Annotated in this window: 22 protein-coding genes and 1 tRNA gene; 9 read left to right on the plus strand and 14 right to left on the minus strand. The window is 58.1% G+C overall.

What is annotated here, in order from left to right:
- Nucleotides 1-128: 128 nt before the first annotated feature.
- The 5 genes from ACP3PW_RS05655 to ACP3PW_RS05675 all read right to left on the minus strand — a co-directional run bounded on the left by ACP3PW_RS05655 (nucleotide 129) and on the right by ACP3PW_RS05675 (nucleotide 5,026).
- A tRNA-Phe gene (locus ACP3PW_RS05655) sits at nucleotides 129-204 on the minus strand.
- A gap of 108 nt (nucleotides 205-312) precedes the next feature.
- Nucleotides 313-588 carry an oxidative damage protection protein gene (locus ACP3PW_RS05660; RefSeq protein WP_426415700.1) on the minus strand — a complete coding sequence of 92 codons (276 nt, stop codon included), beginning with the start codon at nucleotides 586-588 and terminating at the stop codon, nucleotides 313-315.
- 46 nt (nucleotides 589-634) lie between these two features.
- Nucleotides 635-1,690 (minus strand): A/G-specific adenine glycosylase, encoded by a 1,056-nt coding sequence (gene mutY / locus ACP3PW_RS05665; protein ID WP_426415701.1) that lies wholly within the window; start codon nucleotides 1,688-1,690, stop codon nucleotides 635-637.
- Nucleotides 1,687-3,867, minus strand: coding sequence for an AsmA family protein (locus ACP3PW_RS05670; RefSeq protein WP_426415702.1), 2,181 nt, complete (start codon nucleotides 3,865-3,867; stop codon nucleotides 1,687-1,689). The genes mutY and ACP3PW_RS05670 overlap by 4 nt, the downstream gene beginning before the upstream one ends.
- A 43-nt stretch (nucleotides 3,868-3,910) precedes the next feature.
- Nucleotides 3,911-5,026: an NAD(P)/FAD-dependent oxidoreductase gene (locus ACP3PW_RS05675; protein ID WP_426415703.1), complete on the minus strand. Its 1,116-nt coding sequence runs from the start codon at nucleotides 5,024-5,026 to the stop codon at nucleotides 3,911-3,913.
- Between the two features lie 202 nt (nucleotides 5,027-5,228).
- Here ACP3PW_RS05675 and hisB point away from each other — a divergent pair, with 202 nt between their 5' ends.
- The 4 genes from hisB (at nucleotide 5,229) to hisF (ending at nucleotide 8,132) form a co-directional block, all read left to right on the plus strand.
- Entirely contained in the window at nucleotides 5,229-5,822 is a 594-nt protein-coding gene (hisB, locus tag ACP3PW_RS05680; protein WP_426415704.1) for an imidazoleglycerol-phosphate dehydratase HisB, read from the plus strand.
- Nucleotides 5,823-5,898: 76 nt separating this feature from the next.
- Nucleotides 5,899-6,540, plus strand: coding sequence for an imidazole glycerol phosphate synthase subunit HisH (gene hisH / locus ACP3PW_RS05685; protein ID WP_426415705.1), 642 nt, complete (start codon nucleotides 5,899-5,901; stop codon nucleotides 6,538-6,540).
- A 71-nt stretch (nucleotides 6,541-6,611) separates the two neighbouring features.
- Nucleotides 6,612-7,343: a 1-(5-phosphoribosyl)-5-[(5-phosphoribosylamino)methylideneamino]imidazole-4-carboxamide isomerase gene (hisA, locus tag ACP3PW_RS05690; protein ID WP_426415706.1), complete on the plus strand. Its 732-nt coding sequence runs from the start codon at nucleotides 6,612-6,614 to the stop codon at nucleotides 7,341-7,343.
- 15 nt (nucleotides 7,344-7,358) lie between these two features.
- A complete protein-coding gene (gene hisF / locus ACP3PW_RS05695) occupies nucleotides 7,359-8,132 on the plus strand; it encodes an imidazole glycerol phosphate synthase subunit HisF (protein WP_426415707.1) in 774 nt (257 codons plus the stop codon).
- 86 nt (nucleotides 8,133-8,218) lie between these two features.
- On the opposite strand, the gene gpt is transcribed toward hisF, so the two are convergent.
- Nucleotides 8,219-8,698 (minus strand): xanthine phosphoribosyltransferase, encoded by a 480-nt coding sequence (gpt, locus tag ACP3PW_RS05700; protein ID WP_426415708.1) that lies wholly within the window; start codon nucleotides 8,696-8,698, stop codon nucleotides 8,219-8,221.
- 101 nt (nucleotides 8,699-8,799) lie between these two features.
- On the opposite strand from gpt, the gene ACP3PW_RS05705 reads away from it, so the two are divergent.
- The gene (locus ACP3PW_RS05705) at nucleotides 8,800-9,627 is read left to right on the plus strand and encodes an ion transporter (protein WP_426415709.1); all 828 of its coding nucleotides are present in this window, start codon (nucleotides 8,800-8,802) and stop codon (nucleotides 9,625-9,627) included.
- A 239-nt stretch (nucleotides 9,628-9,866) separates the two neighbouring features.
- Here ACP3PW_RS05705 and ACP3PW_RS05710 read toward each other — a convergent pair whose 3' ends face one another.
- From ACP3PW_RS05710 to ACP3PW_RS05725, 4 genes are all read right to left on the minus strand, one after another.
- Nucleotides 9,867-10,193 carry a type 1 pili tip component gene (locus ACP3PW_RS05710; RefSeq protein WP_426415710.1) on the minus strand — a complete coding sequence of 109 codons (327 nt, stop codon included), beginning with the start codon at nucleotides 10,191-10,193 and terminating at the stop codon, nucleotides 9,867-9,869.
- A 312-nt stretch (nucleotides 10,194-10,505) separates the two neighbouring features.
- A complete protein-coding gene (locus ACP3PW_RS05715; RefSeq protein WP_426415711.1) occupies nucleotides 10,506-10,979 on the minus strand; it encodes an NfeD family protein in 474 nt (157 codons plus the stop codon).
- Nucleotides 10,980-10,998: 19 nt separating this feature from the next.
- Nucleotides 10,999-11,952, minus strand: coding sequence for an SPFH domain-containing protein (locus ACP3PW_RS05720; protein WP_426415712.1), 954 nt, complete (start codon nucleotides 11,950-11,952; stop codon nucleotides 10,999-11,001).
- Between the two features lie 388 nt (nucleotides 11,953-12,340).
- Nucleotides 12,341-13,048, minus strand: a complete 708-nt coding sequence (locus ACP3PW_RS05725) for a c-type cytochrome (RefSeq protein ID WP_426415713.1) — start codon at nucleotides 13,046-13,048, stop codon at nucleotides 12,341-12,343.
- Between the two features lie 256 nt (nucleotides 13,049-13,304).
- Here ACP3PW_RS05725 and ACP3PW_RS05730 point away from each other — a divergent pair, with 256 nt between their 5' ends.
- Nucleotides 13,305-13,736: a CBS domain-containing protein gene (locus ACP3PW_RS05730; RefSeq protein ID WP_426415714.1), complete on the plus strand. Its 432-nt coding sequence runs from the start codon at nucleotides 13,305-13,307 to the stop codon at nucleotides 13,734-13,736.
- A gap of 56 nt (nucleotides 13,737-13,792) precedes the next feature.
- Here ACP3PW_RS05730 and ACP3PW_RS05735 read toward each other — a convergent pair whose 3' ends face one another.
- The 3 genes from ACP3PW_RS05735 to ACP3PW_RS05745 are packed head-to-tail and all read right to left on the minus strand — an operon-like array spanning nucleotide 13,793 to nucleotide 19,563.
- Nucleotides 13,793-16,921, minus strand: a complete 3,129-nt coding sequence (locus ACP3PW_RS05735) for an efflux RND transporter permease subunit (RefSeq protein WP_426415715.1) — start codon at nucleotides 16,919-16,921, stop codon at nucleotides 13,793-13,795.
- A 3-nt stretch (nucleotides 16,922-16,924) separates the two neighbouring features.
- On the minus strand, nucleotides 16,925-18,163 hold the full coding sequence (locus ACP3PW_RS05740; protein WP_426415716.1) for an efflux RND transporter periplasmic adaptor subunit: 1,239 nt from the start codon (nucleotides 18,161-18,163) through the stop codon (nucleotides 16,925-16,927).
- Entirely contained in the window at nucleotides 18,163-19,563 is a 1,401-nt protein-coding gene (locus tag ACP3PW_RS05745; protein ID WP_426415717.1) for an efflux transporter outer membrane subunit, read from the minus strand. Before ACP3PW_RS05745 ends, ACP3PW_RS05740 begins: the two co-directional genes overlap by 1 nt.
- Nucleotides 19,564-19,865: 302 nt before the next feature.
- Between ACP3PW_RS05745 and ACP3PW_RS05750 the strand changes: the two genes are divergently transcribed.
- The 3 genes from ACP3PW_RS05750 (at nucleotide 19,866) to ACP3PW_RS05760 (ending at nucleotide 22,409) form a co-directional block, all read left to right on the plus strand.
- Nucleotides 19,866-20,516, plus strand: a complete 651-nt coding sequence (locus tag ACP3PW_RS05750) for an NnrU family protein (protein WP_426415718.1) — start codon at nucleotides 19,866-19,868, stop codon at nucleotides 20,514-20,516.
- A gap of 158 nt (nucleotides 20,517-20,674) precedes the next feature.
- The gene (locus tag ACP3PW_RS05755) at nucleotides 20,675-21,637 is read left to right on the plus strand and encodes a class I SAM-dependent methyltransferase (RefSeq protein WP_426415719.1); all 963 of its coding nucleotides are present in this window, start codon (nucleotides 20,675-20,677) and stop codon (nucleotides 21,635-21,637) included.
- Nucleotides 21,615-22,409 (plus strand): DUF3047 domain-containing protein, encoded by a 795-nt coding sequence (locus tag ACP3PW_RS05760; protein WP_426415720.1) that lies wholly within the window; start codon nucleotides 21,615-21,617, stop codon nucleotides 22,407-22,409. The genes ACP3PW_RS05755 and ACP3PW_RS05760 overlap by 23 nt, the downstream gene beginning before the upstream one ends.
- A 4-nt stretch (nucleotides 22,410-22,413) precedes the next feature.
- Here the strand turns inward: ACP3PW_RS05760 and ACP3PW_RS05765 are convergent, their stop codons facing one another.
- Nucleotides 22,414-22,947 carry a HugZ family protein gene (locus tag ACP3PW_RS05765; RefSeq protein ID WP_426415721.1) on the minus strand — a complete coding sequence of 178 codons (534 nt, stop codon included), beginning with the start codon at nucleotides 22,945-22,947 and terminating at the stop codon, nucleotides 22,414-22,416.
- Nucleotides 22,948-22,984 lie beyond the last annotated feature (37 nt).

Here is a 22,984-nt window from a genome sequence, read left to right on the forward strand (position 1 = left end):
ATATATGGTGCCCGGAGGCCCGAACCTGTAAACCGTCGAACCACCGACACGGTCGGTTGATTTTAGAAACAAAAAAGCCCCGCAGTGCGGGGCCTTTGAGTTCATCCAGACGGTAATGGATTGTTATGTGGTGCCCGGAGGCGGAATCGAACCACCGACACGAGGATTTTCAATCCTCTGCTCTACCGACTGAGCTATCCGGGCAACGGGGCGCTATTAAACCGTCCAGACCGCGTTGAGTCAAGGGCTCCGACCGCTTTTTTTGGTGCTTGTTTGTATGGGTCTAAATCCGCTCCACCAGTGCAGTGGACTTTAGTCCTTCGTCTCGGGAACGTAGCCTTCTGCCTCCTCGAAATCCTTGCCCGCGAAATAGTTATCCATCTGCGTCATCAGGAACTTTCGGTCGGCGGGGTTCATCATACTCAGCTGCTTTTCGTTGATCAGCCGGGTCTGGTGGGCTTGCCAATCCTTCCAGGCCTCCTCGCAGATGTTCTCGTAGATCCACTGACCTTTGGCACCGGGATAGGGTGGAACGACGAGGCCGTCGGCCTCTTTATTCAGCTTGGCGCAAAATACGGTGCGGGACATGATGTTCTCCTGGTTAGGCAGTGAGGCAGCCGGTCACGGATCAGGGTTATAGTCGGGTTTCCAGCTTCTCCAGCAGCATCTTGACCGGCGCTGCCAGTCCTAGATCCTGTGGTCGCTGCATGTTATACCAGAGCCAGCGTCCCTCTTCCATGATCGCCGTAATCGGCCCCCTGAGCTGGGAGTGCAATGGGGTGATCTCCAGTTGGTAATGGCTGAAGGTGTGTATAAAGCTATCCCAGCGACTGGTGGGGTTAATATCAAGGTGCCAGTATTGGGCGGCGTGGCTCACCGGGTCGCTATCGAGGGGCAGTTCGGGCAGGCTCCATAACCCCCCCCAGATACCGGTTGGCGGGCGTTTGCCCAGTAGCACCTCTCCGTGTTCGTTCACCAGTATCAGCATGCGGGTGTGGCGCAGGGGTTTGGCTTTGGCCGTTTTGGATTGCGGGAACTCGGACTGGCGACCGCTGCGTTGAGCGGTGCACTCTGTCTGCAGGGGGCAGGCATTGCAGAGGGGCTTGCTGCGGCGGCAGACCGTGGCCCCCAGATCCATCATCGCTTGGGTGTAGTCCGCCACGCGCTCGGTGGGGGTGTATTGCTCGGCGAGTTGCCACAGCCGTTTTGCCGTAGCGCTCGCCCCGGGCCAACCCTCGACCCCATCGAAGCGGCACAGTACGCGTTTAACGTTACCATCCAAAATGGGCGCGCGTTCACCCTGGGCGATGGTGGCGATGGCACCAGCCGTAGAGCGCCCGATCCCGGGGAGTTGCTCGAGGGCATCGACCCCCTGGGGGAAGACGCCCAGCGCGCTGATACGCTGGGCGGCGGTATGCAGGTTGCGGGCGCGAGCGTAGTAGCCGAGGCCCGTCCATAGGTGCAGCACTTCGTCTTCGTCCGCCGCCGCAAGCCGCTCGACGTCGGGAAAGCGCGCCATAAAGCGCTCGTAATAGGGGATTACGGTCGCCACCTGGGTCTGTTGCAGCATGATCTCCGAGATCCATACCCGGTAGCTCGATATCTGCTGCTGCCAGGGCAGGTTCTTGCGCCCATGGCGGTCGAACCAGTCGAGCACGGCGCGACTGAACGCTGAGTGAGGTAGCGTCATTTGAACTTGTCGAATAGACCCTTGAGGCCGGTGCCGAATTTCTCCTCTATCTTGTCGCTCAGCTTTTTTTGCACCTCCCGGGTGGCAAGCCCGGTGAGCACGGCACTCATACGTTCGTTATCGATACCACACAGACTCCTGCTGCTGTCGAAGGGCCCTTTGCAGCGTACCGGCCACACGATATCGGCGTACTGCTCATTAATCTGGCAGGCCTCATCCTGTTCGGCCCCGTTGCCAACAATGGTCAGGCCGAGGCGGTAGTCGAGCGCTTTGTCGGGCAGATTAATCGCCCCTTTGCCCGCCAGTTTAAGGTTGTCCATCGAGGCGATAAGGTCGTCGTTGGCGGCGACACCGTTACGGATGTTGAGGCTGCCTCCCAATTGCTTGAAGGGGGTCTCCTCTGGCCCCGCCGGGTCGGTAAGGGTTTTCTTGCGCACACGGGCAACCGCACGGCACACCAGGCGGTTGAGGTCGGTACCCAGTAATGCACCCTCTTCGATGCTGAAGCGGGTGGTGCCGTTGAGGCTGTTAACCAGCTTGAGCTGGCTGTTGCCTCGGGCGGTGATCCGGGTGCTGATGGCGGCCCGTCCACGGGCCGCCGGATCGCCCGGGCTTGCTACTTTTAGCACTTCGCTGACGTCCACCCCGTTCATCTCTACAGTGGCGCTGAGATGGATCGGCGTTTTGTTGAGATCGAGGGTAGCACTTTTGCTGAACAGGCCGTCGAAAGCGCGTCCTTTAAGCTGTTCCAGTTTTAGTAGGCCGTTTTGTGCGCTCAGTTTGAGGCTGGCATCGCTCAGGGTTACGCCGCTGGAGATCAGCTCCGCCAATGCCAGCTCACCGATTACATCCAGGGTCTTTAGTGCATCAACGGGTAATAGGGGGGAGTCGTCCCAGGGCTTGCTGGCGGCTTGCTGGTCGTTGGCTGCGGGTACTGCCGAGCCCGGGGTGGTGGGGGCCTCCTCCGCTGTTGATGATTGCTCGCTTTTTGGGGGCAGGTAATCATCGACGCTGAAACGATCACCCTTGAGGGCGAAGCGCAGGGATTGGTTGGCGATGTCGTCGAGCGCAATGCGTCCATTGAAACGGCTGCCGTCGAGGCCGAGGCTGATAGGGTCCAGGGCGATCGCGTTGTCGTCACCCTTGAGCCCGGATTTCAACGCAATGGCCTTGAGTGCGTCCGGGTGTTGGGTGTCGATGGCAGGTTGGCCGAGGGCGTTGAGCAGCGCATTGAGATCGAACGCTGGCAGGTCGATGTTTCCCGCGTAGGTTAGCGGGCTCATGGAGGTGACGTTGAGTTGGGTGGTAGCGCGGAGGCTGGCAAGCTCCAGCACGAGGTTGTCGAGCTGAACCCGTTGCCCGGCAAGATCTGCCGTAATATTCCCCTTCAGGCTCAACGGTACAGTTTTGTCTGTGGTGGCGTCGCCGCTGAGTTGGCTTTGCAGATCCAGGTTGTGGAGCTCGTAACGCTGGCTGGCAAGGTCGACGTTTGCCTCGGCGGTAAGACGAGTTTGCAGTTCCAACCGGGGGGCATGGCTGTTGAGGGTAGCTGCAAGCTTTAGCGGGAAGGGTTTACCGGGTTCGATCGCACCGGTGAGCAGACTCATCTGCTCAAGGCGGTATTCGCTACCCTGCTGCTGGTCGAGATAATGCACCGATATATCCTGAATACGAATCTCGGCGATGCTGAGGCGGATCGGCTTGCTAGCGCTGTCTGCGGTATGGTTCGACGCGGGTTGGGTGTCCGGGGCGCTGGCCGTCGCCGGGGCAGCGGAGCCTTCGCGTTCTGGGGTGCGGACCTCCCAGTTGGCCTCGCCCCTGGCATTTTTAACCAGTTTGAGGTCGAGCCCTGCCAGTTCCAGAGCCTGCATCTCCACCTGGCCACTGAGCAGAGGCAGCAGCTTGAGCGCCGCCCGTGCGCGCTCAAGCTGCGCCAGCGGTTGCCCGCGGTTAGTAAGCGCTACCTTCTCCAGCTCAAAGCCCAGCGTTGGGAAGATGGAGAGGCCAATATCACCATCGATCACCAGCTCCAGTCCGCTCTGTTCGCGCACCAGTTGGTGCAACTGGGGTTTGTAGTCGTTGGGGTTGACCAGCAGCGGAATAATCACCAGCGCGGCGATGAGCAACGCGATCACCAGTAACAGGGTGATCAGGCCAACTTTTAACAGGGCTTTCATCAACGGGGCTCCTTGGTTTGGGCGTATCTATATGCGTGTCGTGTTAGTGGGTCTTGAGCATAGCCGCAATCTGCTCGGCGATCGCCAGTGAGGCCGTAAGACCGGGGCTCTCGATACCGAAGGCGTGTACCAGTCCGGGGATACCATGGACGTCAGTACCTTGCAGGCAAAAATCGGTGAAGGGATCGTCGGGTCCCTGCAGTTTGGGGCGAATACCCGCATAATCGGCCTGCAGGCTACCATCGGCCAGCGCCGGATAATAGCGACGAATGGTCCTGTAGTAGCTGTCGGCCAGATCTGCGGGCACCCCGTAGTCGATGCTGTCGATGTAGAGGGTGTCGGGGCCGAAGCGCACCTGCCCGTCGAGGGTGAGGGTGGCGTGCACACCGAGGCCGGTGGTATTGCGTTCCGGTACCGGGTAGATCAAATGACTAAAGGGACGTGCGCCGCTGAGAGAGAAGTAATGCCCTTTACAGTAGTGCAGTGGCGGAATCAGGTTGAGGTCGTAGCCCTCTAGCATGGAGGCCAGGGCCTGGGCGTGCAGTCCGCCGCAGTTCACCAGTTGGGAGCAGGCGAACTCATACTCCTCTCCGGCGGTAATGGCTCCGATGATAAAGTCGCTTCCATCCCGGGCCAGTGATACCACCTGGGTGTCCAGTAGCAGCATGGCACCCTGGCGTTCGGCGTCAAACTGGCAGCTTTGCATCAAGGCGTGACTGTCGACGATGCCGGTGGAGGGGGACCAAAGCGCGCTGCAGGCGTTAAGCTCGGGCTCGAGTGCATGGATGGCGCTGGCATCGAGCCGCTTAAGGTCGGCCACGCCATTGGCCCGTGCCCGCTGTTCGATCTCGGCCAGCTGCGGCTCTTCATCCGCTTCGCACGCGACGATTAACTTGCCACAGCGCTGGTGTGGTATCTGCTGTTGGGCACAGTAGTCGTAGAGCAGAGTTTTTCCGCGGACACAGAGCTGGGCCTTCAGCGAGCCCGTGGGGTAATAGATACCGGCATGAATCACTTCGCTATTGCGGCTACTGGTCTCGAAACCGATCTGCTGGTGCTGCTCTAGAATAAAGGTTTCCCGGCCTGCCTGAGCCATAGCGCGGGCTGCGGCAAGGCCCACAACCCCCCCGCCGATAATCGCCAGCTCTACCCGTTCCATTCCTAATCTGCCTCCCGACGACCTGGTGCTCGAATACCTATTGGTAGACGCCAGTGTACCCAGCGTGCACCCTGAGGAACAGGGGGCAGGTTCGAACGCGCTGGCGCCGTAGCACCGGCGCCCGTAAAGCCTTATAATTCGAGCCCTTGATCAATTGGGCACAGCATCGAGTCGTGCCCCAGTCCATGGAGTGAGAGATATCATGAGCGGCCGCGTTGCCAGCGTTGAGCGTAATACCCTGGAAACCCAGATTCGCGTGTCCATTAATTTGGATGGTAGCGGTAACAGCCAGTTTGATACCGGGGTGCCTTTCCTTGATCACATGATGGACCAGATCGCGCGTCACGGTATGATCGATATCGAGGTGGTCGCCAAGGGCGATAATGAAATCGATGATCACCACACCGTCGAGGATATAGGTATTACCCTCGGGCAGGCGTTTTCCAAGGCCCTGGGGGATAAAAAGGGGATCACCCGCTACGGCCATGCCTATGTGCCGCTGGATGAAGCCCTGTCACGGGTCGTTATCGATTTTTCCGGTCGTCCTGGGCTGGTCTACAACCTCCCCTTTACCCGTGCCCGTATCGGCAACTTCGACGTTGACCTGTTTCAGGAGTTTTTTCAGGGTTTTGTGAATCATGCCCTGCTGACACTGCACATCGATAATCTGCGTGGAACCAACAGTCATCACCAGGCCGAGACGGTGTTCAAAGCCTTCGGCCGTGCATTGCGCATGGCGGTAGAGGCAGACCCGCGCATGGCGGGTGTGATGCCCTCAACCAAAGGCACGTTATAGCCGGATGGATGTGATGCCCTATCACCTTGCGGGTGATGGGCTGGTAGTGCGCTGACTGTATGTGGACCGCTAAACGATGAAGACAATAGCAGTAATTGATTATGGGATGGGCAACCTGCACTCGGCAGCCAAGGCGCTCGAGCATGTGAGTGATGCCAACACCCGCGTGGTGGTTACCCCCGATGCCGACACCATTCTTGCGGCCGACCGGGTTTTGTTTCCGGGTGTCGGCGCGATTCGTGATTGCATGGCGGAGATTCGCCGTCTTGGGGTCGACGATATCGTGCGCGAGGTGGTCAAACACAAACCGGTGCTGGCGATCTGTGTGGGCATGCAGGCGCTTTTTGAGCGCAGCGAAGAAAACGACGGTATAGACTGCATCGGCCTGTTGCCGGGAGAGGTGAAGTATTTTGGGCGCGACCTGAAAGAGGCTAACGGTGAGCGCCTTAAGGTGCCGCACATGGGCTGGAATCAGGTCGAGCAGCTGGCAGAGCATCCACTGTGTAACGGCATCGATAACAACGCCCGTTTCTATTTTGTGCACAGCTACTATGTGCGTGCGGCGAAGCGAGAGCTGGTGGTGGGTCACTGCCACTACGGCGCCGATTGCGATGTGATGGTCGCCGATGGCCATCTGTTTGCTACCCAGTTCCACCCGGAAAAAAGTGCCGGAGTGGGGCTTAAACTGCTCGAGAATTTTGTTAACTGGCGTCCCTGACTACGCGGGCGTTCACTCGTTTTGTGAGTCTTTATTGCACCCCTATTGCAACTACTTTCAGGAATCGAACCATGCTGATTATCCCCGCCATTGATCTTAAGGACGGCGCTTGTGTACGTTTGCGCCAGGGCCTGATGGATGACGCGACCGTGTTCACCGATCGCCCCGCCGATGCGGCCAAGCGCTGGGTCGATGCAGGTTGTCGCCGCTTGCACCTGGTGGATCTTAACGGAGCCTTCGCCGGCGAGCCTGTCAACGGCGAGGTGGTGCAGGAGATCGCTCGCGCCTACCCCAGCCTGCCGGTGCAGATCGGCGGTGGCATTCGTTCGTTGGAAACCATCGAATCTTACGTTCGAGCCGGAGTGTCCTACGTAATTATCGGCACCAAGGCGGTGAAAGACCCGGCCTTTGTTGGTGAAGCGTGCCGCGCGTTTCCCGGTAAGGTTATTGTTGGTCTTGACGCCAAGGATGGCTTGGTCGCCACCGATGGTTGGGCCGAGGTTTCCGACCAGCCGGTCGTCGAACTGGCGCGAAAGTTCGAATCCGACGGCGTGGAATCGATTGTGTATACCGACATCGCCCGCGACGGCATGATGCAGGGGGTCAATGTAGAGGCCACGTTGAAGTTGGCGCAAAGCGTGAACATTCCGATTATCGCCTCCGGTGGTATCACCAACATGGACGATATTCATGCTCTCAAGGCGGTGGCTGCCCAGGGGATACTTGGCGCCATCACCGGCCGCGCCATCTATGAGGGTACGTTGGATGTGGCCGAAGCGCAGCGTTACTGCGATCAGGCGTAAGCGAGGAGTAGCACCATGGGTTTGGCCAAGCGCATTATTCCCTGTCTCGATGTCGAAAATGGACGGGTGGTAAAAGGGGTTCAGTTTGTCGATATCCGCGATGCCGGTGATCCGGTCGAGGTCGCCAAGCGCTACGACGAACAGGGCGCCGATGAGATCACGTTCCTCGACATTACCGCGAGTCACGAAGGGCGCGACACCACCGTGCATACCGTGGAGCGCATGGCCAGTGAGGTCTTTATTCCCCTCACCGTGGGCGGCGGTATTCGCAAGATAGAGGATATTCGCACCATGCTGAATGCCGGGGCGGATAAAGTCGCGATCAACACCGCCGCGGTGTTTACACCTGAGTTCGTTGGCGAGGCGGCGGCGCGATTTGGCTCCCAGTGTATTGTGGTGGCGATCGACGCCAAGATGGTGAGCCAACCGGGTGAGCCGGGTCGCTGGGAGATTTTTACCCACGGTGGTCGCAAACCCACCGGCCTCGATGCGGTGGAGTGGGCGGCAAAAATGGAGGCGTTGGGTGCCGGCGAGATTCTGCTAACCAGTATGGATCAGGATGGGGTCAAGCAGGGCTATGATCTGGGCGTGACACGCGCCATTACCGACCGCCTCAGTATTCCGGTGATCGCCTCGGGTGGCGTGGGAAATCTGGATCATCTGGTAGATGGTGTCACCAAAGGTGGCGCCGATGCGGTATTGGCCGCGAGCATCTTTCATTTCGGTGAGTACAGCGTGCCCGAAGCCAAGGCTTACATGGATGCCCGTGGCATCGAGATGCGACTGTAGCAGCGCTGCTCTCTCCACCCGGGCGGTAAAAGCCGGGTGGCAAATGGCCCGCGGCCCCTGTTGAGGAACCCCCAGGGCCAGGGTCGCTAGTCGTCTTTCAGCTCCACCAATGGCGTCGCAACACGCAGCTCCATATCCCAAGGGAAACGGATCCAGGTTTCCTGGCTGACTTCGGTGATAAAACTATCCACCAGGGGCTTACCCGCCGGCTTCGCATACAACGTGGCAAAATGCGCCTTGGGCAGCAGCTCGCGCACCATCTTGGCGGTATTGCCGGTATCGACCAGGTCATCGATGAGCAGCCAGCCTTCGCCATCAGCCTCAACCCCTTTGAGAAGCTGCAGTTCGCCTTGGCGCTCGCCTTCGTAGCTGCTAATGCAGATGGTATCGATAAGGCGGATGTTCAGTTCGCGAGCAACGATAGCCGCGGGCACCAGCCCCCCTCGGGTGATGGCGATCAGGCCTTTCCAGGGGCCCATATCCAGTAGTTTCCATGCCAGCGCACGGCCGTCACGGTGTAACTCTTCCCAGGAGACGGGAAAATTCTTGTTGTACTCGGCGCTCACCTTTCACCTCGATTTGCGGTAATCTGTTGCGCGCTAATTTACCACGACTCCTCCCTTATGGGTTAGGGGCATGAACCGGACTTTGACCCATAGGCACCGCTATGAATACTCAGACTCTGCAAAAGACTTTTCTCCGCATTCGAAGTAACAAGGCCTTTGAGCTCTTTGTGATCGGGGTGATCATCTTTTCGGCGCTGGTGGTGGGGGCCAAGACTTACGATGTTAACCCCAGCCTGTTGCGGCTCATCGGGTGGATGGACCACGGCATTACCGCGATATTCCTGGCCGAAATCACGATTCGTTTTATCGGCGAGGAGCACAAAAAGAACTTCTTTAAACAGCCCTGGAATATCTTCGACACCCTGATCGTGGTGGTCAGCCTGATACCGATCGATAACAGCGATATGGCGCTGGTCGGGCGCTTGGTGCGGGTATTCAGGGTGCTACGGATGGTGTCGATCATCCCCGAGTTGCGCCTGCTGCTCAACTCATTGATGCGAGCCTTGCCGCAGCTGGGCTACGTGATCCTGCTGATGTTTATCATCTTTTATATCTACGCCGCTATCGGGTCGACACTGTTCGCCCGGATCAACCCCTACCTGTGGGAAGATATCTCGATCGCGATGTTGACACTGTTTCGGGTGATGACCTTCGAGGACTGGACCGATGTGATGTACGAAACCATGGAGGTCTATCCCTTTAGCTGGTTTTACTACCTGAGCTTTATTTTCCTTACCGCCTTCGCCTTCCTCAATATGGTGATCGGTATCGTCGTGAACACCCTTGAGGATGAACATCAGAAGGAGCGCGACGAGGAGGCGCTGGCCGGGGGGCGACCCTCCATCGAAACCCTGTCGATGCAGGTGGATGAATTGAAGGCGTTGGTGCAGCAGCAAAATGAGTTGTTGCGTGATCGTGAACCCCGATAGCGGGGACTAGATCCCGATTGCTCGCAGCCTGTACACACTAGCCCACAAGGGGGCATGGGGCGGCTAAGGGTTCGTTGCTAGATTGTGATGTCGACGGATTCCCGGCACTCTAGGGGATCATTCGCCGTGAAACTCATCGACAGGTCTCCATGTAAAAGCGTCTGCTTCTGCAAGTGGTCTTGAGTGAGGTTGGCCATTGTCCGCTGCGCTGACACCAGTCTTTGGAAGCGTGAACGCGGTTACTTGTCGGGTAGTTGCGCGTGTTTTTGAGTTAATGCTTCAAATCGCGGTGTAAGCCCCACATCTTCGTAAATGGGGTCCCCCTGATCATCACGGGCAATAATTTTCTTGCCGGGAATATAGGGTAGTGCCTCCTCAACCTCTTTTAATACGGTAGCCACAAGGTCACCGAGAATCTGCTCCTGTGTCTGGCACCCATAGATCTCAGCCAACGCACACAATTTGGCATAGTCGTGGTTGGTTAGTTTTACCTTAACCTCCTTCACCCGGCATGCCTTGCTGGCCTTGGCTTCCCAGGTTCGAATAAGATCCCGCACATTGTTCATAGCTATATGGCCTCTCATTGAGTCGACAACCGGAGATCGCTCTAACGGACAGCCATCCAATGTTGATGGTTGCCGAGCCAGAAACCCATCGGTAGGGGCTAAGTATAATAGCTGTGAGTTAGCCGTGGAGAAATTCGGTCTCATGGGTGTAGCTAGTGGGAGAGGGGGGGGTGAGAAGGAGCGGGGCCGCTGTTCTATCTCGAAATCAAGAGGCGGCCGCGGCAAAGCCGGTACCCGCGAGTACAGGCCTCATGAGAATTATCTGAGGGAGTGGATTGATGCAGGGCATGGACGGTGCCCTGCATCAAAATATCAGGCCGATGGTTTGACCTTGAATAAGCCCACCTCCACCGAGGTTACTGACACCAGCTGTCCTGCGCTGATGGCCTCGAGGCCGGTATTACGGTCGATCTCCACTTTCCAGGTGAGCCCTGAATAGAGCGTAGAGCCCGGTTGGGTGAGGCTGATATCGCTATCGACAACGAACTCGTGGCCGACAAAGTCACTGCTGTTGTCTTTTTCAGCCGGCTGCTCGCCCTGTAATTTTTTTAGTGGTCGCCATAATAATGCGGTGATAACCCCCGAACTGATACCAGTGCCCGCCACCCCTGCGATCCAGGTTTCGGGCAAGATCCCCACAGCCATTAAGGTGCCGGCAGCCAGTGCGCCTAAACCCGCGAACAAAAAAATACCGCTGGTAAAGCCCAGAAAAACTTCGATAGCGAGTAGGACGAAACCGAGAGCTAACCAAAATTCAAACTGGTGATTGGCGATATAATCGACCATTATCCGGTTCTCCTGCTAGCTAGGCTGAGGTTTTTTCAGCATTTAAGGTTTTGATGATGGTCATGGCTTCGGCTACTACGCTGGCGGCGCCGGAGTTGCTGTCGGGCAACAAAACGACGGTCGAATCCTTGGCAATGGCGTGTTTGGCATCGATCGCTTTGTCGGCCAGGTTAAGTTGAATCGCCTTTTGACCCTCGTCGGTGTTCGCAACCTGACCGACGGTATCAAGCGCTTTCGCCTGGGCATCGGCGACCGCGATGATCGCCTTGGCCTCACCCTCTGCGCGTAAGATCTGCTCGGCCTTATCCGCTTCAGCGGCCAGAACCTGAGCCTCTTTAGCGCCCTCAGCGACGTTGATAGCTGATTGTCGGTGGCCTTCAGACTCGAGGATCGTGGCGCGCTTCTCACGCTCAGCCTTCATCTGGCGTTCCATCGCATCAAGAATGGTGCGGGGTGGTTCAATATCCTTGATTTCATAGCGCATCACCTGGATGCCCCATGGCTCGGATGCGGTGTTGATCGCATTGACGATATTGGTGTTCAGGCTCTCCCGCTCTTCGAAGGTTTTGTCCAGGTCGATTTTACCGATCTCGCTACGCATGGTGGTTTGGGCAAGCTGCGAGACAGCATATACATAGTTATCAACACCATAGGATGCCTTGTAGGGGTCGAGCAGTTTCAAGTACAGGACACCGTCGACGACCAACGAGATGTTGTCCTTGGTAATGGCTGCCTGGCTGGGCACATCATAGGCGTGCTCTTTGAGTGACTGGTCATAGGTCACCTTATCGATAAACGGAACCAGCACGTTGAGGCCTGCCACCATCGTCTTGTTGTACTTGCCGAAGCGCTCGACCACAAAAGCCCGGTTCTGGGGGACGAACTTAACCGAGGACTTGACCAGAATAACGATCAGTACAGCGAGTCCAATCCAGAAACTAAAAACGAAACTCAAAAGCTGTTCAATTGGCATTGCATGATGTCCATTGCGAGTAAATTGAGCCGTTGAGGATAGCAGATCGGGATGAAAAAAACCGACCTGTGAGAGCCCGTACCTGATTCTATGAAAGGCTCCCAGGAGGGGCGGCCATAGCCGCGAAGTAGAGGGGGGCAGTGGCGCGCTTCATGGGCATGCCGATTGCGTAAACGCACACCCAATAGCTCCTCGTAGGCGCGATATGCCCGTGGCGAGAATAGCCGGGGATCTTAACCGACAAAGGACTTTTTGGTCTGGCGGGGCTATTAGCCGCAGCCCATGCCGTACCGACCCGGGGGGAGTGGCGCGTAACGGCGATCGACCCGCAGCATCACCCGACTCAACCCAAAGTTGGGCAGTGCGGTTGCGACTGCCCTGCGACCCGCTATAGGGACTCGCTGAGCATAAATTTGATCGCCGATCGCAGCTCATTGTCGCTGCAGTCGTTGCACATACCTCGTGGGGGCATGCGACCATCGAAGCCTTTTTTGGCTTGTGCCAGCAACCCCTCGACGCCTTTTTTGGCTCGGGGTGCCCAATCCCCTCTCTGGCCGATGCGGGGAGCACCCATAATGCCCGTATCATGGCAGCCGAAGCAGTTGTTGGACACAATCTCCTGACCCTTGCTGCGCTCGGCTTTGGATATCTTGAAAGCGCCCTTGGGCTTGGGCTTGGGTTTTGCTGCCGGAGCCGGCTGTGGCTTGGCTTTGGGGGACGATGCCGGTTCGGTGGTGACTGTGACGGTAACCGTGACCACCGGCTCTCCCGCAACAGCTTCCTCCTTGACTTCCACGTGTTCCGGCTTGGGTGCCGCAGAGGCCGGGTCGCAGGGTTCACCCTTCAGGCACAGGCGACCGTAGGGACGCAGTCGCTCGGCGATCGAGCTGCTTTTTGAGTAGGGATGACGCTTGCTCTCGACCGCAGCAGCGACCGGCGCGGCGGACTCGGTCTCGCAAGGATCGCCTTTAAGGCAGAGGGTGCCGTAGGGTTTGATGCGCTCGGCAATAGCGGCAATATTAGCCTCTGCCACCAGCGGCAGGGTGGACAGGGCGGCGAGTAGTAACAGGGATGTGGCGTAGTGGTGTCGGGTCATAGGGTCGCTTGCGTGAGCTGAACAGCCGTCCTGGCCAAACAACATGGGGTTAGCTCCCAGCCACCCCTCCTTCTCAAAAACTATAGAGTAGATGACCTCTAAATAACAGACTCAGGAGGACTACCGTGGAGGCCCGTTGCTATGGATCAGGAGGATATTGAAATATTGGTTAGCAAACGGGTGGGGGCTTGAACCTGCAGATTAAAGTGGCGATGATGGTGCCCCGATAACGCCACCACCGAAGGAAGGAGTAACCGTGCCGACCAAAGTTTCTGAATATATGACCGCCAAAGTGATAACCGTCAAGACGGATCTTGGGGTTCGTGAAGCCTTTTTTACCATGCGCGATGAAGGGGTGCGGCACTTGCCGGTGGTGGATGAGAGCAACAAGCTGGTGGGCATCGTCAGCGATCGAGAACTGCGCCGCCCCAACTGGGTTGATGAGGATCGCGATATTACCCATATCTACGACCTTAATAACGATCTCGATGTGAGCGATATCATGGTGCGCAATGTATTTTGCCTGCACACCTACGACTCACTCAGCAAAGCGGTCAAGCTGCTGCTGGAGCAGCGAGTAGGTGCGGTACCGGTATTGGACAAAACCGAGGCTCTGGTGGGTATGCTCTCAGCGATCGATCTGCTTAAAGCGTTGGATGACAAGCTGGACGCTGAGCGTAAGCGATAACTACTCTTGTTTTTTTGTCTTGTATTGGGCGCAGGGTCCGGGCCGAACTCTTCGGGCTAGCTCGAGTGGGCGAAAGCGGACGTATCCTCCTCCTTTTGGCCGCGCAGATCCTCAAGGATCAGGTAGTTGACCGGGACAATCAGCAGCGTGATCAGGGTGGCGAACAGTATCCCGAAGCCCAGTGAAACCGCCATCGGGATCAGGAATTGGGCCTGGGTGCTTTTCTCGAAGATTAGCGGCATAAGCCCGAAGAAGGTGGTAAGGGAGGTCAGCAGCACTGGCCGGAAGCGAGCCACCCCGGCGCTGCGCACCGCTTGCGCCACGCTGAGGCCTTTGCGCCGCTGTTGGTTGGTGTAGTCCACCAGTACCAGGGAATCGTTAATGACGACACCGGTCAGCGCCAGCATTCCCATCAGGCTCATGATGGTGAGGCTCATGTCCATGATCCAGTGTCCCAGGATAGCCCCCACCACGCCGAAGGGGATGACCGACATAACGATTACCGGTTGCAAGTAAGAGCGGAAGGGGATCGCCAGCAGCGCGTAGATCACGAAGAGTACCCCCAGCAGCCCCCAACCCAGCTTGCTAAACGAGTCCGCCTGCTCCCGCGCTTCCCCCTCGAGGCTGTAGTCGATTCCGGCGTGGAGCGGTTTGATCTCGCTCATAAAACGGTTTAAATCCCGCTTGATCGCCTCGATATCGGCGGTTTCCTTGTTCGCGTCGGCGGTGACATTGACCACTCGTTCGCGGTTGAGACGGTGGATCGCGGTGGGACTGCGGCCGGGTGAAATCTGTGCGACTTCGGAAAAAGGAACCTCCGCCCCCTGGGGGGTGCGAATAAACATGCTCTGCAAGCTATCGAGGGATTCCCGTTGGCTGGCGGGGAAGCGAACCATCACCCGCACATCTTCGCGCCCCCGCTGGATGCGTTGAATCTCGAACCCGAAAAAGGCCGCACGTACCTGCCGTGCCAGGTCGTTCAATGTCAGCCCCAACAGCTCTGCCTGGGGCTTTATGGCGAGTTGCAACTCCTCCTTGCCGTTGGAGAGACTGTCCTGGATATCGAACAGGTCGGGAAAGCCGGTCAGGTGCTGGCGCAGTTTTTCTGATACTGCACGAAGCTCGGTAAAATCGTTACCGTAGAGCTGCACGTCTATCGGGTCACTGCTGCGGCCAATTTCGGCGCGAAGGGTAAGGCTCTCCATGCCGGCGATGGGGCCGATCTTCTTGCGCCACTGGTTCACCAGCTGCGAGCTGGTCACATCGAGGGTACGATGTTCGGGGGCGGTAATCTCAAACATCACGCGGCCGATATTGGACTGACCGCTACCACCACCGCCCGAGGACCCGGTGGTTGACAGGACTTGGGTAATGACACTCTCGCCGGTAACGGGGTCGATATATTGTTGCTGTAGCTCCCGCGCCGCCAATGACATTCTGAGTATATGGCGGTCGGTGATCTCGAACGGCGTGCCCGCGGGCATGGTAAGGGAAGCGCGGGCGGTCTCACTCTGCACCTTGGGGAAATAGATAAAACGCGTCCAGCCGCTGAATACCATTGCCAGTACGATGGCCGTAAATCCGCAGATAAGGGCTAGCGACAGATAGCGTTGGGAGAGGGCCTTTTCCAATATGGGGGAGTAGAAGCGGCGGATGCCATTTTCAAGCCCCTTGGCGATGCCGGTTTGCAGGCGAGAGAAGCGCCCTTCCCGTGCTGATGGCGGTTTGAGGTTCTTGAGGTGGGCGGGCAGTACAAACTTGGATTCGATCAGTGAGAACAGTAGCACCGGAATAACGATCATCGGGATCTGCGCGAAGATAGCCCCACGTGGCCCTCCGATCATCAGCAGGGGGGTGAACGCCGCGACTGTTGTGAGGATGCCGAAGGTAACCGGAATGGACACCTCCTGAGTGCCCTCGATCGCCGCGTGAAGTGGATTTTCCGAGCGCTGCAAATGAGTGTAAACGTTCTCCCCGGTGACGATGGCGTCATCCACCACGATGCCCAGTACCAGGATAAAGGCGAACAGACTAATGATGTTCAGCGTCACCCCGAAAAAGGGCATGACGATAAAGGCACCGAGAAAAGAGACCGGAATGCCAATAAAAACCCAGAAAGCCAGCGCCGGCCGCAAGAACAAGCTGAGCAGAAGAATGACCAGGATACCGCCCTGCAGGGCACTGTCGGAGAGGGTCTTGAGGCGCGCCTTGACGATCTTTGAGCGGTCCCGCCAGTAACCGAGTTCGACCCCTTCGGGCAGGGTGGGTGAGGTTTCATTGATGTATTGCTTGACGGCATCGGCGACCTGAATCGCACTTTGGTCGCCAATGCGGTAAACCTCGATCACGACCGCAGGTTTGCCATTGAACGAGGTGACGATCAGGTCTTCGTCAAAGCCGTCGCGCACCTGGGCGATATCGCTTAGGCGCAATAGGGTACCGTCGCTGCGGGTGAGAATCACAATCTCCTCGAACTCCCGTTGGGTATAGGCTTGCCCCTTGGTGCGCACCAGCACCTCGCCGCTACTCGTGCGTATATTGCCCGCCGAAAGGTCCAGTGAACTGTCGCTGAGTCGTTGGGAGACCTGCTCCAGGGTCAAGCCAAACTCCTTGAGGGTGCGCTCGTTGACCTCGATTGAGATCTCGTAGGGACGCACTCCATCCAGCTCAACCTGGGAGATGCCGGGTAAGCGGATCAGGTCGTCCCGTACCCGCTCACCCAGCAAACGGAGTTCCATTTCGCTGAGGGTACCCGAGGCCACGACGCTGATCACTTCGCGCGTGCGTTTTCTGGTGGCAACCACGGGGTTCTCGGCGTCGGCGGGCAGAGTGCTGAGGGCGTCGACCCGGCTCTTGATGTCGTTCATCAGTTCACGGGAATCGAAGCCGCTGGCGACCTCGACCGTAACCTGCGATAGCCCCTCGACCGAGCGCGAACGTAACTTGTCGATTCCCTCCAGATCGTGAATGGCCTCCTCGATCCGCACCGTGACACTCTCTTCTGCCTCGGCGGGAGTCGCTCCGCGATAGGGCACATTGATGGTGACGATATCGAGGTCAATACTGGGGAACACCTCCAGCGGTACCCGGTTGCTCATCGAATAGAAACCGGCACCGATAATACTAACCAACAACAGGTTGGCGGCGACATGGTTGCGGGCAAACCAGGCGATCATTGCATGCATGGGTTAGCTCCCCTGCCCTGGTGCCGATTCGACAGGCGCGGACTTGGTCGGTTTGCTGGCCAGCTGTGCTTCGCCGTCGAGGGAGCTGATGCTGACCGGAGTACCGCTGATCGCGGTTCCGGTCGGGGAGGTTACCAGTTGGTCGCCCCGCTGCAATGGGCCCTCGATAACCGCCGCGTTAACATCACTCCAGATCAGCTCGATCGGCAGTCGTTGCAGCTTGTGGTCTTTGATCAGGGCGACCTGGTTATCCTGGCGTAGTGCGCTGCGAGGCATGACGAAGACCCCTTTAAGCAGGCGGCCCTCGATCTCGGCCTCGACAAACTGGCCGATCTTGAGCGGTGGCCGCTGGCTGCCGTCGTTACCGTAGGGGTCATCGACCCGCGCGACCACGAACAGTTGGCGGGAGTCGCTGTCTACCGCGCCTTCGGCCCGCAGGATACGACCCTGCCAGTGGTACTCGGCTCGCCCCAGCCGCGCTTTGATGGTGACTGCGGGGTACTCCACCTGTTCCTGGGGTCGGTTACCGCGATAGAGCTCCGGAATCTCGACAAATTCAAGCTGACGGTTGTTGAGAGGCAGGCGAACCTCCACGAAGTCGATCGCGTAGATCTGTGCCAGCTCGGTGCCACTGGTGACGAACTGGCCGATGTCGGCTTTCTTACTGAGAATGCGCCCTGCGTAGGGAGCGCGAATGCGGGTGCGCTCCAGATTAAGTTCGGCTTGTTCGTATTGAGCCTCGGCGGAGGCGATTTGTGCGCGAGCAGCCGCGAGTTGGGGGGTTCGCAGCACCAGGGGGGTGGCTTCCCCCTCTTCTCCCAGGCGCTCCCAATCCCGCTTCGCCTGGTTGGCCCTGGCTAGCTCCTCTTGCAGTTCGAAGCGGGCCTGAATCAGTTGGGCGCGGGCGATGGTGAGTGCGGCGTTGTAATCGCGATCATCGATCTGTAGCAGGAGCTCACCCTTATCGAAGAAGCGCCCCTCGCGGAAATTAGCGGACACCTTAACGATAGCCCCTGACACTTCAGGGATCAGGCTGCCCTGGGTATGGGGCTGCACGGTACCGTGGCTGTTGAGTTTGACCTGATAATCACCGGGGGTCAGGGTTACCGCCTCAACGGACAGTTCGGCCCGTGGTTGTGGTCGCTTGTTGGGAACGGGTTTATTGTTAACGATGTAATTAACCGCTAGCGCCGTCAGGGCTAGCACCAGTAAGGGGGCGATCGCTTTGCGCAAACGGGGCATCAGGGTTCCTCGAAGGAGCTGGGTGACAGGGCGAAATCCCCGCCCAGGGCAAGATATAGGTTGATTCGGTTTTGCAGCAATCGGTTACGCACCTCGATCTCGGCACTTTGAGCATCAAAACTGCGACGTTGTGACTCCAACACCGTAATGTACTCCACTAGCCCCGAACGGTAGTTATCAAAGGCTAGTTTCTCGGCGTTGATGGAGTCGCTGGCAGCATTTTTCAGGGCGCGCTGTTGTTCCAGTAATAGACTCTCATCGTTGAGGGTTTGTTCCACTTCGGAAAAGGCCTGTTGCACCGTGGTGGCGTAGTCGGCCTCGGCTTCCCGCACCCGGGCGCGAGCCTCTAGTTCGGCGGCTTGCAGGCGTCCGGCGTCAAACAGCGGGGCGGTGAGCCCGCCCAGCAGTGACCAGGCCAGGTAGTCGCTGCGCATCAGGTCCCCCAACTCGTCACTACTGCTGCCACCCCGGGCCGTGAGGCGTAGGCTGGGATAGCGCCTGAGGTGGGCTTCCTCTGCGCGATAGTCTGCGGCACGTAGCACGAGTCGCGCGGCGGTCAGGTCCTGGCGGCGCTGTAACAGTTCGGAGGGAATTCCGGCCGGGGGTGGTTCGGTCAGGGTGGGAACCGACGCTGGAGCCTGCAGTGCGGTGGCGGGGTAACGGCCTAGCAGTATCTCCAGTTCCCGGGTGCGTTGCTGTAAATTTTGGCGACGGGTGTATAACCGACTGCGATCGCCCTCCAGATCCGCGCGGGCGAGGTAAAGGTCGAGGGATTCGCTGAGGCCGCTGAGGTAGCTCTGGCGGATGATCTCTAGGTTGTTGGATTGATTCTGTAGCCGCTTTTCAACCAGTTCCAGCTGCATACGGGCTTCGCTGACATTGAACCAGGCGCTGGCGACATCGGCTGCCAGTTGAAAGCGTGCCTGTTCAAAGTTGGCCTGGCTGGCCTGGTAGTCGCTTACGGCAGCCTGGGTGCGGGCGTCGAGTTTGCCCCACAGATCGACCTCCCAGCCCAGCTCCAGCTCGGCGTTGTAGCTGTTGTCGATGGAGGAGTTGCCGTCGTTGTTCTGTTTGCGTCGGCCGGCGTCGAGGGCAGCGTTGAGCTCGGGGTATCGGTCGGCGCCGGCGATACGGGCATTGGCCAGTGCTACCTCGTTGCGGGCCTGGGCGGCGCGCAAGCTGTAGTTCGCGGCCATCGCCTCCCTCACCAGTAACACCAGCTGATCATTGGAGAAGCTGTTGAGCCAGGGTTCCCGGTTCATCTGCTGCTGCAGTTCGTCGGCAGACCACTGGTCGGCGATGATGGGGTCAGAGCGCTCGACCCGGCTTTCGATGCTGGTGCAGGCTGCCAGTAGCAGGCAACCGATCAAGGATGCGGTATGTTTGAGCGAAAAATCCATAGAAGCGTAAACAGGTCGCCGGTGTTGTGGTTGGGGTCATCTATTTTCTCGACTGTAAGAGTTTACGTCACAGTTGAGACATCTTCATGTGCTCTTACTCTTCCTTTACAGAAACAGCATACGCTAGAGACAAAATGAGGGTTTAAGAGGGAGTACCCTGGAACACAGTAAAAGGGTAGTTGTTGGCGCTATGCACGTGCCAGCTATGGTGGGGCGCTAAATTGGCTACGGGGAAAGCCACCGGTACAGGAATCTGTGTGCTTGTCGCCGCTTGAGTCGCGGTAAAAGGAGCGCTTGCGGCGGTGGTGATCCAACGGGTTGGTCAGCCGAGGTTGGGTGTTGTGCGCGAGCGCTGTTATGCTGGCGACGATCTATCGATTGTTGCTAAGGAGAGAGAGATGACCCTGTTGGTGTTCGGAATGTTACTGTTTATCGCCATTCACATGCTGCCCGCATCCCCCGTATTTAGGGCGGGGTTGGTGATTCGCCTGGGTGAGCTCCCCTACAAAGGTGTTTTTGCGCTGATTTCGGCACTGGCGTTGGTGATGATCGTTATGGGTAAGGCTCAGGCCCCCGAAGTCCCACTCTGGACGCCACCCTCCTGGGGGCGAAGCTTTACTGCGCCTCTGGTGCTGATGGCCTTTATTCTTGTGATCTCGGCTTATCTGCCATCGAATTTGCGCCGGCTCACCCCCCACCCGATGCTGGGCGGGGTGATCCTGTGGGCGCTGGGCCACCTGCTCGCCAACGGTGACCAGGCATCGGCCATCCTGTTTGGCGGTTTTGCGCTCTACTCGGTGGTTGCGATCGCCTCAGCCAATCGCCGTGGCGCAACAAGGTCCCATAGTAAGAAAGCCTGGTACTGGGATCTGCTGGTGGTGCTGATTGGCTGTAGTACCTGGACAGTGGTGTTGATGTTTCACCGTAGCCTGTTTGGGGTGGCGTTGTTTTAGGGGGGGGCGGTTGTCGTTGCAGGCGGAGCTCCGGTTATCGCGGTAGCCTGGGGTATAATAGGCGAAAAATCGGGTACTCCCACCGGGTGCCTGAGTATCATCTACCCCCTGCCTGCCCTTTGTAGCGATCCAGCGAGGGCGTTACCCACAGGTATTCTATGAGTTTTATTGATCCCCCTAGTTGGCCCTGGGATGAGTTGTTGCAGCAATGCGCACAGCGTGCCGACCCGATCTCCGATAATGTCCGTCGCCTGTTTCATGGTCGAGGGCATTGCTTTGAAGGCCTTGAGGCGGTGAATCTCGATGCCCTGGGGCGCCAGTGGTTGTTGACCTTCTATCGTGAGGTGGGCGATGGGCCCCTGGCTCAATTGGTGGAGGCGTTACTTCAGGTCGCGTCCCGCTGTGAGGGCGGGCCTTTGCAGGCTTTGCTTGTGCAACGGCGCTATCTGCCCGGCGCTCCCACCGAGGCGCTATGGGGCGAGATGGACCCGCAGCCCATCGTCACCGAAGCCGGTGCGCGTTATCAGCTGGAGCTTGGCAAACAGCAAAATAGTGGTCTTTTTCTCGATATGGCAACGGGACGCCAGTGGTTGCGTGAAGGCTGTGAAGGCAAGCGGGTGTTGAACCTGTTTTCCTACACCTGTGCGTTTTCGGTGGCGGCCATGCTCGGAGGGGCCCAGCGAGTGATCAACCTGGATATGAGCCAGCGCTCGCTGCAAAAGGGGTGGGTTAACCATCGCATTAATGGCATCGATCTCGACCGGATCGAGTTTTTACCCCACGATCTGCTTAAATCCTGGGGCAAACTTAAACGTAAAGGCCCTTTTGAGCGAGTCATCGTCGATCCACCCTCGTTTCAGCGGGGGAGTTTTGAGGCAGAACGTCACTACCAAAAAGTGATAAAGCGGTTACCCGAGTTGTTAACTCCCGGCGCCGAGGTGCTGTTGTGCCTGAATGACCCCGACCTCGGGGTTGGTTTCCTGCAGCAGCTGGTGCGCGATAGCGGTGACGCATTGAGCTATATCGGGCGCATCGAAACTGGCGCCGATTTCCCGGAGCAGCACCCTGACAAGGGGCTGAAGATTCTGCATTACCGTTATGACGTCCAGCAAGGTTCCTGAAGTGCGCTTCACCCTATCACTTGATCCGCAAGGGGGGCAGGCTCGTGGTGCCATGAAGCGACTCGCCAGACTGATGGTCATCGTTGTGGTACTGCTTCCGGTAGGTGCGAGGGGGGAATCAGGTGATCTGCTCGGTGGAGGATCGTTGATTGAGGGCGAGCCGCCGGCGGGCTGGCAGCCGCTGCTTTTTTCGGGGAGAGAGCCGACGCAGTATCAGTTTTCGGATGAGCAGGGTGAAGTCATGGTCTGTGCGGACGCCCGGGGATCGGCGTCGGGATTGATCTATCGACTAGATACCGATACTGCCCAGTATTCGCATATCGCCTGGCGTTGGAAAATATCGAATACGTATCGAAATGCCCGCTTGGGGGAACGCAGCGGCGATGATTTTCCAGCTCGAATCTACATCAGTTTTGCCTATCAGCCCGAGCGCGCAGGCTTCGCCCAAAGCATCAAATATGAGGGTTACCGACTGGTCTATGGCGAGTACCCTCCCCATAGTGTGCTTAATTATGTCTGGGCCAGCGCCGAAGCACCGGGGGAGATGGCGCAGAGTCCCTATGCCGACAACTCGATGATGCTGGTGGTCCGTGGCGGTGACGCGAGCGCCGGTCAATGGCAATCAGAGTTGAGGGATATTGCGGCGGACTATCGGCGTGCTTTCGGAGCAGAACCGCCACCGGTTTCGGGGATTGCGTTAATGAGCGACGCGGATAACACCGGAGAGCAGGCCTCGGCCTGTTTTGCGCAGATTCGTTTGTTGTCGCCCTAGGGGGTCAACGCCCCTCGATGGCGACCAGGCTTGCGCCGTCGAGCCCTTGAATGCGATAGGCTTTGCCGAATCCGCACACGAACGTGCCCCTGGTGGGGGTGATCTGGAAAAGATGAAAGTCACCGAGCTGCTTAAGCAGCCCCATGGTTTTTCCAAGGCGCTTCTCCAGTTGCGCCGTTTTCTGTAACCAGCGGTCACTGTCGCGCTCGACGCGGATAACCGTTCCTTGGCAGCTAAGGCGCTGGCGCCGGAAAGGGTTGCTGCACTGCGCCTCATCCTCGATCAGAAGCACCGACAGCTCGTTGTCCTGGAGTAGGTTATCGGTATGAGGTGCCAGTTCGCTGAGAAATACAAAGATACTGCCCTGCTCGATGTAGCAGGGGGCGTAACTCGCCAGCGGGGTCCCGCGGGCATCGGTGGTCGCCAGCATCAAGCTGTTGCGCGCGGCCAAAAAATGCTCCAGCTGTTGTCCAGGGATCTCGCCCCCTGTCGCTGGGGCATCTTTGACCTGGGTTAGGCTATTCGTGCGTGGTTCCACCCCGGATCTCCATTGACCTGTTGTTGAGAGTCATTGT

Source organism: Aestuariirhabdus sp. LZHN29, from assembly GCF_049985285.1.
In the GTDB taxonomy this organism is placed as follows: domain Bacteria; phylum Pseudomonadota; class Gammaproteobacteria; order Pseudomonadales; family Aestuariirhabdaceae; genus Aestuariirhabdus.